Origin of the sequence: Legionella bononiensis (assembly GCF_016786215.1) — a bacterium.
Taxonomy (GTDB): domain Bacteria; phylum Pseudomonadota; class Gammaproteobacteria; order Legionellales; family Legionellaceae; genus Legionella; species Legionella bononiensis.
Window position 1 is genome coordinate 199,152 of the sequence record NZ_JADOBG010000010.1, and the last position, 13,554, is coordinate 212,705.

A 13,554-nucleotide genomic window follows, 5' to 3' on the forward strand; every position below is an offset into this window, starting at 1 on the left:
CTAAAATTAAATAAACCTGGATGTTTATATATGAAAAGAGGTTCAATAATCCTATCAAGAGGAACTCGCTATGAAAAAATTTCTATTACTTACCCTGATGATTTTTTGTGGTGTTGCCTTTTCTGCTAATGAAAGCTTTTTGTTTTTTCAAACAGCTACTGAAGGAAACCTTAAAAAAATGAATAATAATCATTACCTTTTAACAATACAACATGCACCCAAATATGTTAATTATTTTTCAGATAGGCCCGTTAGAAAATCAGGCATAATTAAACTTGCAGAATTTAATTCATTCTGGACGAACGAAGAAATAAAAAATAATTTTAAAACGAATCCACCGAATGTGGCCCTTGTTTTAGTTGATGAACAAGGTAAACGCCAAGACTTGATAGCCATAGCGACAAACCCCACCCTATCTAAAGAACAATTGACTTACGAGCTTCAACCCATAAAATCACAAAACGTATATACCGGACCATTCAAATATATGCTTATGGTTACTGATGATATTCATTGGAATCCAGGTGGATTTTAAATTGTCTCATGGTGTTCATTCGCTATCGATAGCGCGAGAAAGAGAGCAATTTTTACGGGATTTTCTCGCGCGTCGCTTTTTTTGACGTTTAATCTGTTCAATGCGTTCTTGTTTTTTTGTTTTTTCATTAGTGAAGGCTGCTTGAAATTGTTCACAAAGCCTCATTCGTGCAAAATATCGGTTATCCTCCCTACTTCTGGATTCCTGACACTTTATTTCCAAGCCAGTTGGTAGATGTTTTAAATAAACGGTTGACGCTGTTTTCTGAAGTTTTTGCCCACCACTGCCGCTACCCAGTATAAATTTTTCGATAAGATCCTGTTCATCAATATGCAGGGCTTTCATTTTCTCCGTCAATTTATCTATTTTTTCTTTGCTAATCATGGACACGCCATTAAGTTCGATGCTGCTTGGGTTATAAATCGAGGTTATACCAATAGCACCATTGTCAGTTTATGCAGTCGGTGACACACTATTTAATTGTTCCAGCTTAACATAATGAGCCTGTTCTAATAGACTTTGATGGCATTTTTCAAAAACTTTTATAGGAACGTGTGTCTCAAAATCTAAAATCTTCAGAAAGTTTATTTCTAATCGATTCAGTTCTGGTAATGAGATTCCCACAATTTTTGAGATAAACTTATTATTATAAAATAAGTCCATAAGTTGCTTATAAGCCAAAAGTAAAGAACAGGCAGTTAAGCGGTGTACATTCATTTCGTTCAATGAAGAATCAGGAACCTTCTCTAAATATTTATTTAAATAGATCACTAAAAGAATATAGATACTCGGCTCATCAGTAAGATACTTCAAAAACCGGAATAGATAGTCCTCAATAGTAATTGGGGGCTTATTTTTACCCGTATAGTCATCTTGTGTATACGATTCAGCATGATTTGTACTAACACTCTTCGTTAATAAAGAAGCAATAGTTTCAATAAGAAATTTGGTACTGATATCACTTATTTTGGGAATCTCAGTGCCTGGTAGTGTTTGAATCTTCTTGTCTTTTGAAAAGAAGAATTTCATTGTTACTCCTTTATAAGCCAGAATAAATTTTTATACTGTTTAAAGTCTCAAAACAATTCGTATACTCATGCTGCTCCTGAATAATGCGGGGATGAATTAAGTAGCAAACTAACCGGGATGCAAGGCATATAAGTAATTGCTGCATTCATCGGACTGTTCAACAATACTTTAAAAACGTGATCGAATTATTTCGGAATAAATTCCAGGCGCAAGTCTAAAATATTTTGCTCTTTGTGTCGACTATTTGAGATGTTGGGATAAAAAATGGGCTCTGATAAATCACCCATCACTCATTGAATTTTAAGAGTTGATGATGCTTAAGAAACTCAAAAGTGTTCTCAATGTTCTGATACGATTCATCCCAAAAAACCACACTACAGGAGCTGTCTAAAAGACTATTTGCCTGTTTCAAGGTTTCTCCGGATGTAACGAAGTAAGTGGTATTATTTTTAATATTAATCTGAACTTTCAGCTAGCCTATAGCCTAATAAATTACAATGAGGCTACACCCCATAAGCAAAGATAGGGATACTCTCTAGTCCGTAAAAGACGCATTAGCACACTGGTGACTCACCCGTTTAAAGCAATGGAATGGGGTGTTCGGTTGCATTGATGTAGGCAGAAAATAAAATAACCAACTTATTAGGTACAATTGAATCGTTAGAGTCCAAAATCCAAGAGTTACTATCAAAACTAATACATGAGAATTAATATGTCCGGGCCTACACTAAATCACGTCATGTCGATTGATGCGCATCCAGTTAGCCTTAAATTTTAGTTGCCGAGGTAATAAGATTTCCTCAATGCGAAATCTGGATAAATTAAAGTTGATTTGCAATGTTGCCAGTGTAAAATGATATCTCCAAGACTTATGAAAAACGCCAATCTATTTGTTACACTCGATTTTTGATTCAGTCATTTAGTTAATCTAAACTCTCTCATCAAAAATTGAGTTTGCCCGACTTTTGTTTTTTTCATAAATCCTGTTTTCTTCTTATTACTCGTTATAAATTGAGTAGAAAGTAATGTTTTATCAATAAAAAAATGGATTGTTCACCATGAGGATTATCAACTTATTAATTGTAATGTTATTTTGTTTGAGTGCAGCACGCGCAGACGGAATAGAACAAATTCAATCAAAGCAGAGGTTTTCATTAGATGTCAGTTGGTTGTATTGGCGCCCATCAGGGGCTACCAGTGATTATGCTTCCATCACAGACCTACAAGGAACACATGCTAGTGTTACTCCACTATCAGTTCAATCAGACTATTCGTCAGGTTTTAGTATAGATACCTCGTATCTATTCACTAATAATACAAATGATATTGCTTTCTCTTATGTAAATTTTAATCAAAATTATAACGATGGGCCTCATCATGCAGTTGGTAGAGTTACCACTGTCGAAGTAGCGCAGCCTATATTAAAATCAAATATTTATGATGAGACATATGCAAACCTTAATTATAATTATGATGCCTATGAATTAAACACGGGTTATTTAATTCAATGGCAGCAGTTATCATTAAAGTTACTGGCAGGCTTACGTTACGTGGAACTCTCATCGGATATCAAATCGTTCTATGGAATGAATAATGGATCTAGCCTCACACATTTAATTGAATCGGATACTAAGGCCCTTGGTCCAACCCTTGGCGTAAAGATTACTTACCCTGTTGTTAAAGGTATTACACTCAAAGCTATGGGTGAAACCGGATTATTAGTCGGTACAACAGATATACGAGCTTCAGCAGTTAATACCTCTGGTTTTCCATTTTTAACTGCTGTAGACGGAGCAAATAATCGACATACATCGCTTCCTTTCTATGATATAAAATTTGCTTTAGAAAAAGCTTTTACCGTGAATATAGACAAGCAGTTTGTATTACAAGCCGGATTTTTTGGCACCTATTATGAAAACGCATACATCCGCCGAGATTTGACCAGCTCAGCACAAGAAAAGTCTATTTCCTTTTATGGACCATTTGCAAGCATTGGCTTCACTGTGTAATCGTATTAGAAATTATAGCGAAGCATCATTCTTCGTGACACACAAGCATGATACATAGCCAATCGGCGAGCCTGGTGGATCAATTCTCCAGTCTCGCAATACCATCCATGCGTCTGGAGAGGAGGCCATTCCCTTCCTCCATGACTTCGAGGCACAGTGCTTGAGTGTCAATGAACAATCCCATTTAACAATGCGCCTAGAAATCGTCACCCAGGCACTTTAAAACAGCAAGGGAAGATAATAGGGAGCTTACTCAAAGAATTTTTTTATCCCAATCATTACTGGAAGAGATATGATTCCACCAGAGTTACTAATACTTGCTCTTTGAATAGGACGAATGACCACCATCTTTTCAATTAGGTTGTTTCCTAATAAACCATCACTGGCCATGATACCCACTTTTACAAAAGCAGAAAGACTGTCCTGAATATCCATTAATAAGCCCATATACAATCCACCGGAAATACTGGAACTGGTTTTGTAAAATATAGTGGTGGTTTCACTACCAAAGGTAACTGGCACACCATTTAAGCGATCATTCGAGGCAATTATTTCTGGCCGATAGCTGCCACCAACTTTAGCCCCTACAAATGGGTAAATAGTTTTATTAGCCAAGGTAAAGTTAGAATCAAAGTAAAAGGTGCTTAGTAAATACCCAGAAAAGGATTGATATTTGCTGTATGTTTGGTCCAAAAATCCAACAGCGGTATTACGTTGATATCGTTGGCTTCCTGCATAGGTTCCTTCAAATTCCACCCCCCATTCCAAATTATTAGTATAAGCATAATTGATGCTAGCACCATAAAAATAATGGGTATCAAATAACTTATCAAAATAATAATCATTGCCTACACCTAAAACTCCAGAGATATTGGGTTGACCTTCGAGATTGATACCACCAAGTCGAAGGACTTTAGAGGGATCAGAAAATCGCGTATAACTAGCACCACCATCTAAAGCCATATTCCATTTCCCAGCAGTTAATGGATGATGAGTATCTCCCATAGTTCCGCCGTAAAGAGAATGAATAAAACAAATACCCAGGGTTAATAAGACATTTTGTAACTTGAGAAATCTCATAAAAGTCCTTGTAAATTAGTAAATACAAACTGAGATAAATTCAATTGAATGATGCCGTGAAAGATGTTTTAAAGCAACCGTATACGGTTCAAGCGCTTTATGAACCAGTTATCAGCCAAGCTGTATCTGAGGAATTAACTTTAGCTAAAGAAGCAGTTAATACTATTGATGAAACGATCAAATATAGTGAGGGTTGGCTGAAAACTAAAAAATAACGAGGTACGTTGGGTCGAATACGACCCAACATGGATTCACCTCATGTATTCGTGTTAAGGACTATTTAAAAGAAGGAAAAATATCTTATGTTTTATTAGCCCGCAGTTCAAACCCCAAAACTGAGTCATTGTGAAAAGAAATTAATTTTTGCATTGAAGGTTGATCTTCCCACAGACTATAAGCTTCATAAAAACTTTTTTGACAATTATCGCGTTGACTTACTACCAATGTATCTGACTTCATATCATTATTCGCAAGTACGGTACCGAAAGATGATCCTTCAATACCCATAATAGTTGGCTTGTCACCTTTGAAAACAGGAATACGAGTTGGGTAAAAATAGTCTGTAACTTCATCATATAAATAGATGTAATAATGACCTGTTTTTGCTTTAGCTCTTAATTTGATGCCATTGGTGCAGCCATAATAATCGTATGGAATGTTTTTTTCGTCTATTGCATATAAATAGGCAATAAGCTCTCCTCCATCTTTCTGGTGTAACCTTGCTTTGAATGGCGAATTTAAAATTTGCTTTTTCATTTGAGCAATTACCGTATAATGCTCAGCATCAGGACTGACACTACCATCCAGGCAGGTGGTAGGAGACGAAATTTCAGCGGAACGAATTGTAATTTGAGTTTTAGCTTTATCACTAAATCCAACGTTGACTTTAAAATTACTCTCTTCATCAACTAGCGCATAAGGAAATGATGAGTTGGCTTCCAATATTTCAGCGTAGGCTTTTTTAGAATATTCATCGAGCTGCGTGCTAAGCGGGTAGATTTTAAATTTCACATGAAAAGTAGGACATTTACCTTCTTGTGAATAAACCACCCTTTCTAATAAGATATTATGTTTTTGTAAAACAGGTAATACCGGATGGTTCACTTCTTTAGGCTCATCAACTTGAATGTCTTTTGATGAAACAGATAATTTCAAATTCTTGAGTAGCAAAATCCTGTCTTGATATTTGTTCAGGAGACAGTGCTCCAGATTCAGCGAGGAAATGCAATAGTCTCGCTCTTTTAACCACATTTTTTGTCGATTCACAAAAGCAGAGGGCTGTTTATCCTCTAATTGATAATAAAGTTTTGAAAGTACTCGATCAGCATCTGCGAGTTTTTTAGAGTGGCAAATTGCATGTTCTATATTTGTTCTGGCTTTATCACAATTGAAACTGGTTTTATATGTTTGGGGCTTATTATCAGGAGAGTTTTCATTAACAGATACAGCCAAGCAATTAGTTATATGCATCAAATTGAACATAATTAAAAGACTGAAAAAAGTGTGTCGCTTTAACATAATGTATTCCTTGAGTAGGTACTTGATTTACTAAGTCGGACCTTGAGCCGACGATTCCATTTTTTATCTTAATTTTTTTCTAATGTTGAATTAGAAGTGTTTTAAAAACCAGGATCAGCAGGACACCTCGCTTTACATATTGAGTTTTAACATGCATCAGCCAATTTGACAGCCACAGTTCCTAGATGCTCATCATACCGATCAACACTAAGTACTGGACACCATCAACAAGCGAATGTTTAAAGTTCAAGTAAAAAGCAGGGCATGTTCCATCTTTAGAAAAACGAATTTCATATAAAGAAAGATCGTGTCTATAAAAGACTTTTAGAATTAGATTGATCCAGTTTTTATAACGAGAGATTAAAGACGCTGTAGCCGACTGTGCTAGGTTTAAGGAAGTAGCCAATAATGAGAAAAAGCACGAATTCCCTATGTTAATTTCCATAATTATACCCAGTTCCATCAGAGGTTAGTTTTTAAAACTGGCGAAGAATATCAAAATATTTCAAAATATCAAAGAAAAATATGATAAGCGACTGATAAAGTGTCTGGCCCCAGCTGTATTAGCAAAAACAGTTAGAGCAATTAAGGAACTATTAATACAAAAACAGTTTCTTACATCTAAATAATGATTAGGGCAGATCAAGCAGACGTAGCCTGGGAGTAAGCCCAGAGGGCTGTATCCCAGGTATTCATTCCACATTCACTCTCCAAATATTCTTTGAACTCCATAATCGCCCCAATGTTCCTGCAATACTCCATTCTGAACATTAAGTACCTCCAGGCGTAATATCGTTGCAAAAATAAACCCTATTTGATTATGTAGATGGATTTCCTATAAATGTAATTTCATAGGGGATTGTTGTGCTATGGAAGTAAATTGAAAACCTGGGATTCGGCCCTTTGGGCCTACTCCCAGGCTACGGCAGTTTTATTAGCAAAAACAGTTTCTTACTTGTAGGTAATGCAAGACTCCATGTTATGCGGTAGCGATATACTCTTTTAAATCATTCAGCAGACGTAGCCTGGGAGTAAGCCCAAAGGGCTGTATCCCAGGTATTCATTCCACATTCACTCGCTCCATGCACTCCATCATCTCCCCAATGTTCCTGCAATACTCCATTCTGAACAACAAGTACCACCCGACGTACAATCGCTGCAAAAATAAACATTATTTGATTATGGAGTTGGATTTCTTGTCAATGGAATTTCATAGGGGATTGTTGTGCTATGGAAGTAACATGAAAACCTGGGATACAGCCCTTTGGGCCTACTCCCAGGCTACGTCAGTTTTATTAGCAAAAACAGTTCATTACTTGTAGGTAATGCAAGACTCCATGTTATGCGGTAGCGATATACTCTTTTAAATCATTCAGAACGATGGTATTTATCGTTCAAAATAGTAACTATCAAAATCATTAGGCTATGGAAAACACCTTAACCCCTTCGCCCAAGACGCAAGTTGCTTCAACGGCTTTCATTTTTTCAATGTTGGTGACAGGGTCAAGGAAGCGATTGATTACCCTCAACACATTATTGTTATCCAACGTATATACGTAAGCCTGATTCACGGGGCCCAGCCAAGGTGCCTGGCGAATTTCATGAGTATAAGTCATTCCACGAGAGGCCAGCATGCCTTTTTTACTGATAATCACATTATCAGGGGTATAGCTGGAAGAAAATTCAGGGGGAATTTCAGGCAAAGAAGTGTTACAAAGATCCCAGTCAACGACATAGCGAATACCGAAACCATTATGTACCGCCTCCACAATTTGCTCATAACCAGTAAGTTGCGCGGCTTGTGCATTTACCATAAAAAACATAGAGAATGCGATTAATTTTTTCATTTTTAACATCCTTTGTTATTGAACCATATCTTGGCAAACAGATTATAAAAGATATGGGTCTCTCTATCATTAACTATTTTTTGACTCGCACTTAGAAAAAAATCATCTAGGTTTGTTGATTGATCAAATCCAGTATTTCATTAATAAACGCCATATGCCCCTCTTCGTTGACAATATCCCAGGCACGTTGATATGCAGGACTCCACGTGTTATTCAACATAATTTTAATGTTATCTTCAAATTCATTATCGCGATTCAAAGCATGGTACACATATTTTTGTATAGCCAACAAGTGGAAGTGCGCTTTCACTGTAGTACTTTCAGCTTCGTATTTTTTCAATAAACCTGTCGCTTCTGAAAGACCTGGAATATCCTTGTGGATATAACGGTGCAATAATTCATGATAAATCACCATTGTTAAATAACTGCCAGGCAATGGATTTTCATTAGAGGACTTTAAAAAATTACGAATTTTAATCAGCAGCGGATAGCTCATTCCTGTAAAAAGGGTATCACACAAAATAAAGTTAACAGACAACTCCTTGCGGGAAAAAGGAATATTAAATAATTGAGTGGTGGCAGTTAACAAGCTTTCACCTTCCTGTTTCCAGGTCACTTGAATCCTGGGCAGTAAAGCATCCAACTCGTCAACCATTGCAGCGGATATTGGCTTGCTCTCGGTATTGCTGCATACGCCAACATCAAACAGCATACCGTACTCAAAAAACAATTCAGGGATATTTGGAGAGGAAGATGAAAATAAGGGGGTTCCTGATACAGCCAATAACAAACATCCTATTAGAGGTTTTATTTTTTTGTGCATGAATGTCCATCCTGTGAGTACGAGCACTTCAATCGCTACTTTAAGCAAGAAAAAACATCAAATCAATAAATTATCCACTGAGAACAGCTCTGATAATATAAATCCGTCTGTATAACTGACCTCGACACTACATAGGCGGTAAGGGATGTAGTTTGGGTCGAAAACGACCCAATCTAGCTCAGGAAACTGTAATAACTTATAGGAATAAAACCCACAAAACCATTGCATGATCTGACGACAATTTGCCTTTTGCGTCAATTTTTTATACAATAGCTGTCCATGTAATTATGGATAATACATTATGCCACACAACCTCACATATATATTCCCTCAAGATTTTCTTCATAAACTCATTAACTTTCCCAAAGAAACTTTGGCAAATCTTTTTAAACTATGCCAGGAAGCCATTACTCTATTTATAAATAATGAACTGAGCGAACTCGATCCATTAGTCAGTGAAAATGCATGTCACTTAAGAGCATTTACCTTATGGCATATAACTCAAAAATATAAGAACAAGAATATGAGCTCTGTTTGGCATTCTGTTATGCAATCCTTAAACGAAATTATCAATAAAATTAACTCACTACCTCCAATTAATGAACGTACTGGGCAAACTATTGAGGATTATCTTCAAGAGCATCACCTCTATATTGAGTCTGATAATAATAATCTGATTTTTGATATTAAATTTATTTTTTTATCGCATTTGCTAACACTAACCAAAAAACAACTCCCATCTTCAACTTTTATGCTACATGAAAAAACGTGCCTGGAAGCATTAAATGGACTGGGATTAGTACATAATAAGATTAAATCCCTGGTTTCCAGTGCTCAAAGAGAACTGTCTTCAATGTCTTGCCTGTTTATTCAAAAACAAAGTGTTTTGTGCGATAATGAAGCGTTAATGCAATTATTAGTAACTCGCTATGACGATCATAAACGCAGTTATCTCCCACAATATTCCACAGCCAAAGTAATTTTTTTAAATGCATTACAGAATAATATTCCACTCATCATTAAAATTTCTCGTTTTGTCCAACACTGCTATTACGATGAGCTGGTTTTAAGTTTCACCCCATCGTGGGATAAAAAAGAATTTCATTTTACACAACATATTGATGACGGCACTCAAGCCGCTATTATTTGCCAAGGAATTATTAACTATCAAGAACATGCTGAACAACCTGAAGCTTATCTAAATCGTTTAAACCAACATTCAATGATACAAGTACTTTTAGCAAATTTTGCAGCTCATCCCCAATTTTCAGGTAATTTAAGAACCACCCCATGTATTTACAAAGAGGCGCTTGAAAACACTCAGGAATTAAAATCCCATATTTCACAAGAATGGGAAGAATATAATCAACACCTGTACTATGCTAAAAAGTACGGATGTTCTTCGGAAAATCCTAATCTTTTGTTTTTAAATCATGTTTTTTGTGATGTTATTGCCTTTTATCCACTGCAAGGCCTGTCATCGAGTGTATCCCAAGAATTATTACTGGATAAAACTGAACTATAATTTATTTAATTAATTGTCCATAAGAACGGCTAATAATTAACATGCCCAAAAAGCCATTTGTATCAAACCAGGATCCATTACAAAAACGTCTTCGTGAACTTGAAGAGGAATTATCGTTTTATCATGACATGATGAATTATATTCCCGGGCATATTTATTGGTTAGACCAAAATAATCGATACCTTGGGTGTAATCAGGAGCATGCAAAAAATATTGGTCTAAGTAACCGATTAGATATCATTGGAAAAACAAACCATGATATGCCATGGAAAGATATTGCTGAAACAGTGAATCAAACCAATAAGGAAGTCATGCGGACTGGAGAACCAGTTACAATAAAAGAAACAGGTTTAATCAATGGAATTCAAACTACTTTTTTATCTCAAAAAGTTCCTTTAAAAAACAAAAATAAAGAAATTGTGGGGATCTTGGGTATTTCAATTAACATTACTGAAATAGAACAATTGCAAAAATCACTCATTGAAGCAAAAAAAGACGCTGAAGCAGCAAGCCAAGCCAAAACTGAATTTCTCGAAAACATGCGTCATGACATTCGTACCCCTTTAACTGGGATAGTAGGTTTTGCTGATTTGCTTAAGATGGAATCAGATAATCCTCTGATTAAAGAGTACTCAGAAAATTTAGTAGCCTCCAGTCATGCACTTCTTGATCTTCTTGATGAGGTACTCGAAGCAATACGGGTAAGCTCAGGGGAAATCCCCAAATTGAAGAAAAAATTTAATTTGGAACATGCTTTAAATCATGTAATTGAGTTAAATCGTGCCAAGGCAGCCCAGAAAAAATTAGCGCTTAGTCTTAAATTTGACGACCACATTCCTCATTACGTCATAGGAGATAAAGTACGGATCCATCGCGTTGCATTAGAGTTGGTAGCAAATGCCCTGAATTTTACTGATTCTGGTCATGTTACCCTTTCCGCCGTTCTTGCTAAACGCCATCAAAGAGAGCTGGTAATAAAACTCATCATTGAAGATTCGGGTATTGGGATTCCAAAAGACAAACAACAAGAAATCTACGTACAATTCAAACGGCTTACTCCATCCTATCAAGGTATTTATAAAGGAGCGGGTTTAGGGCTTGCCGTAGTCAAGCAATTTATCGATGAATTGGGCGGTGAAATTTACGTAGAAAGTGAGTCAAGGAAAGGCTCTCGATTCACCTGTGTTATTCCTCTACAAGAACCGCTTTTGGATGATGATTTAGGCATAAATGAGGAATTGGAAGAACTCATGAATTCTCCTTATGAAAAAACCTATGCTCAGGAAATTAAGCCTGTTTGCCCGGATAATACACAACAACATCATCAAGTTCTTGTTGTTGAAGACAACCTAATTGCTCAAATTGTAGCCAATTCCATTCTATCCAAATTAAACTGTTCTATAGACATAGCTGAAACAGGAAAAACAGCATTAGAGTATTGGAAAAGTCATCACTACGATTTAATTTTTATGGACATTGGACTGCCTGATATGGATGGGTATGAGGTAACGCACCTCATTCGGGTTCATGAATTATCTAAAAAGACGCATACTCCAATTATTGCATTGACTGCACATGCTGGTGATGAAAATAAAAAACGCTGTATTGATGCAGGAATGAATGCCGTTTTAACGAAACCCTTAACGGCAGTAAATTGCGCTGACATTATCGATGCATTTATACCAGGGAAAAGTCAGGAAGCTGCAGACAAGAATGCATTCATAAACGTTTCTGAGTTACCAGAACACCATGAAGCTCTGTTTGACTTATCATCTTTTCCTATTTTTAGCGAAGAGGAAGGAATTAAAACTACAGGTAATAAAGCTACTTTAGAACAAATGCTCGTCTTTATGGTAGAGGATTCACTCCCTAATGATTTACAACTAATGAAAGAAGCTCATGACAATTTGGATTGGGATAAAACGCAACATTTAGCTCATAAAATTAAAGGTGGCGCAGTTTATGTGGGAACTGTACAACTCAAAATGGCATGTCAATATCTTGAACGCTATTATAAATCGGGGCAACGCGAACAATTGGAACCCCTTTACCAGCAAGTACTAAAAGTCATAGACCAAACCATCAAGGAAATCGTTAAATACCTAAAAAAATAAATCATATTTTGGTTAAAATCCTTTATGTTGGGTAAGCAATGACATAACCTGGCTTCTAATTGACTACAAACAGTTCTGTGAGTCTGTACTTATTCCATCCTGGTTGGCACTTGTCTAATAGGACTATATTGAGAATAATCCTCAAGAGACTCTGATGACCCCCAATAATATGGAGCTGACGCTCTGTTTCTAAATCCATTAGATTGTGCAATTCCAAATAGAATGTCCTTCTTCGCCTAGATAATATTAAAGGAAATACCCCCAAAATATATTGAAAAAATACTTACTTGGTTGCTCTCTGTAATTAATGATTTTTGGTGCGCTTAGATTTTGAAAAAAGTGGAATATAATCAAAAGATTGTGAGCCACTTTCAGACCCACATTCATCGTACGTATTATCAGCACACAGAAAAAATTCCTCTGCTCCATATTCTGCTGCTCGAGTCATCGCCTCGTCAATTGAGTTGAAACGCCATATTTCTTTTCCTTTATGAATAAAGACATCTGATTCTTTATCGATAATTTCAACAATATATTCATGAAGTTCAATTGGTGAATAGATTAAAGCGATTGATTTGGAATTACTCTTAGCCTGATTAATTAAACCCTCGCGCGTTTGATGTGCCATGATTCAAATCCTCAAGAAAGGGTACTTATTAGATTATAGCTGCAATTTTGTTGATGTATTGAAAATGAGATGTGTTTATACAACATTATGAGACTTATTTCATAAGGCTCTCTAATGTAAGACATAAAATTCTCAAAAAGGTTCGTTTAACATGGATTCATTATAAGGCGTAGCTTGGGGGTAATCCGAAGGGCTGTATCTCAGGTTTACATTTCTCATCCATTCACTCTACAAACGCTCCTTGAACACCATCATATCCCCAACTTCCCAGTAAGAAACTTGATTTTATCCTGATTGCATTGTCACAATAAATTGCGAAATTATGGCTGGAAGCAATGTGATTGTTCAATAACACTGGGTAATTCTTTTGCTGGCATCATTTAGCAACCCTGCTCTACGTAAGGGCAGCAAGGTTGGTTAGCATTCCGAATAAAATCAATAAATTA

Annotated in this window: 13 protein-coding genes; 5 read left to right on the forward strand and 8 right to left on the reverse strand. The window is 36.2% G+C overall.

Annotated elements, in window-relative coordinates; all coding sequences use genetic code 11:
* Window positions 1-70: 70 nt before the first annotated feature.
* Window positions 71-535, forward strand: a complete 465-nt coding sequence (locus tag IZU94_RS06170) for a hypothetical protein (protein WP_203109010.1) — start codon at window positions 71-73, stop codon at window positions 533-535.
* Window positions 536-550: 15 nt separating this feature from the next.
* Here the strand turns inward: IZU94_RS06170 and IZU94_RS06175 are convergent, their stop codons facing one another.
* Window positions 551-919 (reverse strand): peptide chain release factor family protein, encoded by a 369-nt coding sequence (locus IZU94_RS06175; protein WP_203109012.1) that lies wholly within the window; start codon window positions 917-919, stop codon window positions 551-553.
* Window positions 920-988: 69 nt separating this feature from the next.
* Window positions 989-1,564, reverse strand: coding sequence for a cyclin family putative virulence effector (locus tag IZU94_RS06180; protein ID WP_203109014.1), 576 nt, complete (start codon window positions 1,562-1,564; stop codon window positions 989-991).
* Between the two features lie 1,058 nt (window positions 1,565-2,622).
* Between IZU94_RS06180 and IZU94_RS06185 the strand changes: the two genes are divergently transcribed.
* The gene (locus tag IZU94_RS06185) at window positions 2,623-3,573 is read left to right on the forward strand and encodes an Lpg1974 family pore-forming outer membrane protein (RefSeq protein ID WP_203109016.1); all 951 of its coding nucleotides are present in this window, start codon (window positions 2,623-2,625) and stop codon (window positions 3,571-3,573) included.
* 249 nt (window positions 3,574-3,822) lie between these two features.
* Here IZU94_RS06185 and IZU94_RS06190 read toward each other — a convergent pair whose 3' ends face one another.
* The gene (locus tag IZU94_RS06190; RefSeq protein ID WP_203109018.1) at window positions 3,823-4,653 is read right to left on the reverse strand and encodes a hypothetical protein; all 831 of its coding nucleotides are present in this window, start codon (window positions 4,651-4,653) and stop codon (window positions 3,823-3,825) included.
* 56 nt (window positions 4,654-4,709) lie between these two features.
* Here IZU94_RS06190 and IZU94_RS06195 point away from each other — a divergent pair, with 56 nt between their 5' ends.
* Entirely contained in the window at window positions 4,710-4,868 is a 159-nt protein-coding gene (locus IZU94_RS06195) for a hypothetical protein (protein ID WP_203109020.1), read from the forward strand.
* Between the two features lie 85 nt (window positions 4,869-4,953).
* Here IZU94_RS06195 and IZU94_RS06200 read toward each other — a convergent pair whose 3' ends face one another.
* The 4 genes from IZU94_RS06200 to IZU94_RS06215 form a co-directional block, all read right to left on the reverse strand.
* Complete coding sequence (locus IZU94_RS06200; RefSeq protein WP_203109022.1) at window positions 4,954-6,171, reverse strand: lysozyme inhibitor LprI family protein; 1,218 nt, start codon at window positions 6,169-6,171, stop codon at window positions 4,954-4,956.
* Between the two features lie 1,007 nt (window positions 6,172-7,178).
* A complete protein-coding gene (locus IZU94_RS06205; protein WP_203109024.1) occupies window positions 7,179-7,343 on the reverse strand; it encodes a hypothetical protein in 165 nt (54 codons plus the stop codon).
* Between the two features lie 246 nt (window positions 7,344-7,589).
* The gene (locus tag IZU94_RS06210) at window positions 7,590-8,018 is read right to left on the reverse strand and encodes a hypothetical protein (protein ID WP_203109026.1); all 429 of its coding nucleotides are present in this window, start codon (window positions 8,016-8,018) and stop codon (window positions 7,590-7,592) included.
* Between the two features lie 106 nt (window positions 8,019-8,124).
* Window positions 8,125-8,841 carry a hypothetical protein gene (locus IZU94_RS06215; RefSeq protein WP_203109028.1) on the reverse strand — a complete coding sequence of 239 codons (717 nt, stop codon included), beginning with the start codon at window positions 8,839-8,841 and terminating at the stop codon, window positions 8,125-8,127.
* Window positions 8,842-9,142: 301 nt separating this feature from the next.
* Between IZU94_RS06215 and IZU94_RS06220 the strand changes: the two genes are divergently transcribed.
* Together IZU94_RS06220 and IZU94_RS06225 are read left to right on the forward strand one after the other, a co-directional pair.
* The gene (locus IZU94_RS06220; RefSeq protein WP_203109030.1) at window positions 9,143-10,366 is read left to right on the forward strand and encodes a hypothetical protein; all 1,224 of its coding nucleotides are present in this window, start codon (window positions 9,143-9,145) and stop codon (window positions 10,364-10,366) included.
* Window positions 10,367-10,407: 41 nt separating this feature from the next.
* The gene (locus IZU94_RS06225; protein WP_203109032.1) at window positions 10,408-12,480 is read left to right on the forward strand and encodes a response regulator; all 2,073 of its coding nucleotides are present in this window, start codon (window positions 10,408-10,410) and stop codon (window positions 12,478-12,480) included.
* A 304-nt stretch (window positions 12,481-12,784) separates the two neighbouring features.
* Here IZU94_RS06225 and IZU94_RS06230 read toward each other — a convergent pair whose 3' ends face one another.
* The gene (locus IZU94_RS06230; protein ID WP_203109034.1) at window positions 12,785-13,108 is read right to left on the reverse strand and encodes a DUF6482 family protein; all 324 of its coding nucleotides are present in this window, start codon (window positions 13,106-13,108) and stop codon (window positions 12,785-12,787) included.
* Between the last annotated feature and the right edge of the window lie 446 nt (window positions 13,109-13,554).

What these genes read in the sequence shown, in the direction of transcription:
- IZU94_RS06205 (WP_203109024.1), bottom strand. Translation starts at nt 7,343, where the DNA reads ATGTTTATTTTTGCAGCGATTGTACGTCGGGTGGTACTTGTTGTTCAG.
- IZU94_RS06230 (WP_203109034.1), bottom strand. Translation starts at nt 13,108, where the DNA reads ATGGCACATCAAACGCGCGAGGGTTTAATTAATCAGGCTAAGAGTAAT.
- IZU94_RS06170 (WP_203109010.1), top strand. Translation starts at nt 71, where the DNA reads ATGAAAAAATTTCTATTACTTACCCTGATGATTTTTTGTGGTGTTGCC.
- IZU94_RS06225 (WP_203109032.1), top strand. Translation starts at nt 10,408, where the DNA reads ATGCCCAAAAAGCCATTTGTATCAAACCAGGATCCATTACAAAAACGT.
- IZU94_RS06185 (WP_203109016.1), top strand. Translation starts at nt 2,623, where the DNA reads ATGAGGATTATCAACTTATTAATTGTAATGTTATTTTGTTTGAGTGCA.
- IZU94_RS06220 (WP_203109030.1), top strand. Translation starts at nt 9,143, where the DNA reads ATGCCACACAACCTCACATATATATTCCCTCAAGATTTTCTTCATAAA.
- IZU94_RS06190 (WP_203109018.1), bottom strand. Translation starts at nt 4,653, where the DNA reads ATGAGATTTCTCAAGTTACAAAATGTCTTATTAACCCTGGGTATTTGT.
- IZU94_RS06180 (WP_203109014.1), bottom strand. Translation starts at nt 1,564, where the DNA reads ATGAAATTCTTCTTTTCAAAAGACAAGAAGATTCAAACACTACCAGGC.
- IZU94_RS06215 (WP_203109028.1), bottom strand. Translation starts at nt 8,841, where the DNA reads ATGCACAAAAAAATAAAACCTCTAATAGGATGTTTGTTATTGGCTGTA.
- IZU94_RS06210 (WP_203109026.1), bottom strand. Translation starts at nt 8,018, where the DNA reads ATGAAAAAATTAATCGCATTCTCTATGTTTTTTATGGTAAATGCACAA.
- IZU94_RS06175 (WP_203109012.1), bottom strand. Translation starts at nt 919, where the DNA reads ATGATTAGCAAAGAAAAAATAGATAAATTGACGGAGAAAATGAAAGCC.
- IZU94_RS06200 (WP_203109022.1), bottom strand. Translation starts at nt 6,171, where the DNA reads ATGTTAAAGCGACACACTTTTTTCAGTCTTTTAATTATGTTCAATTTG.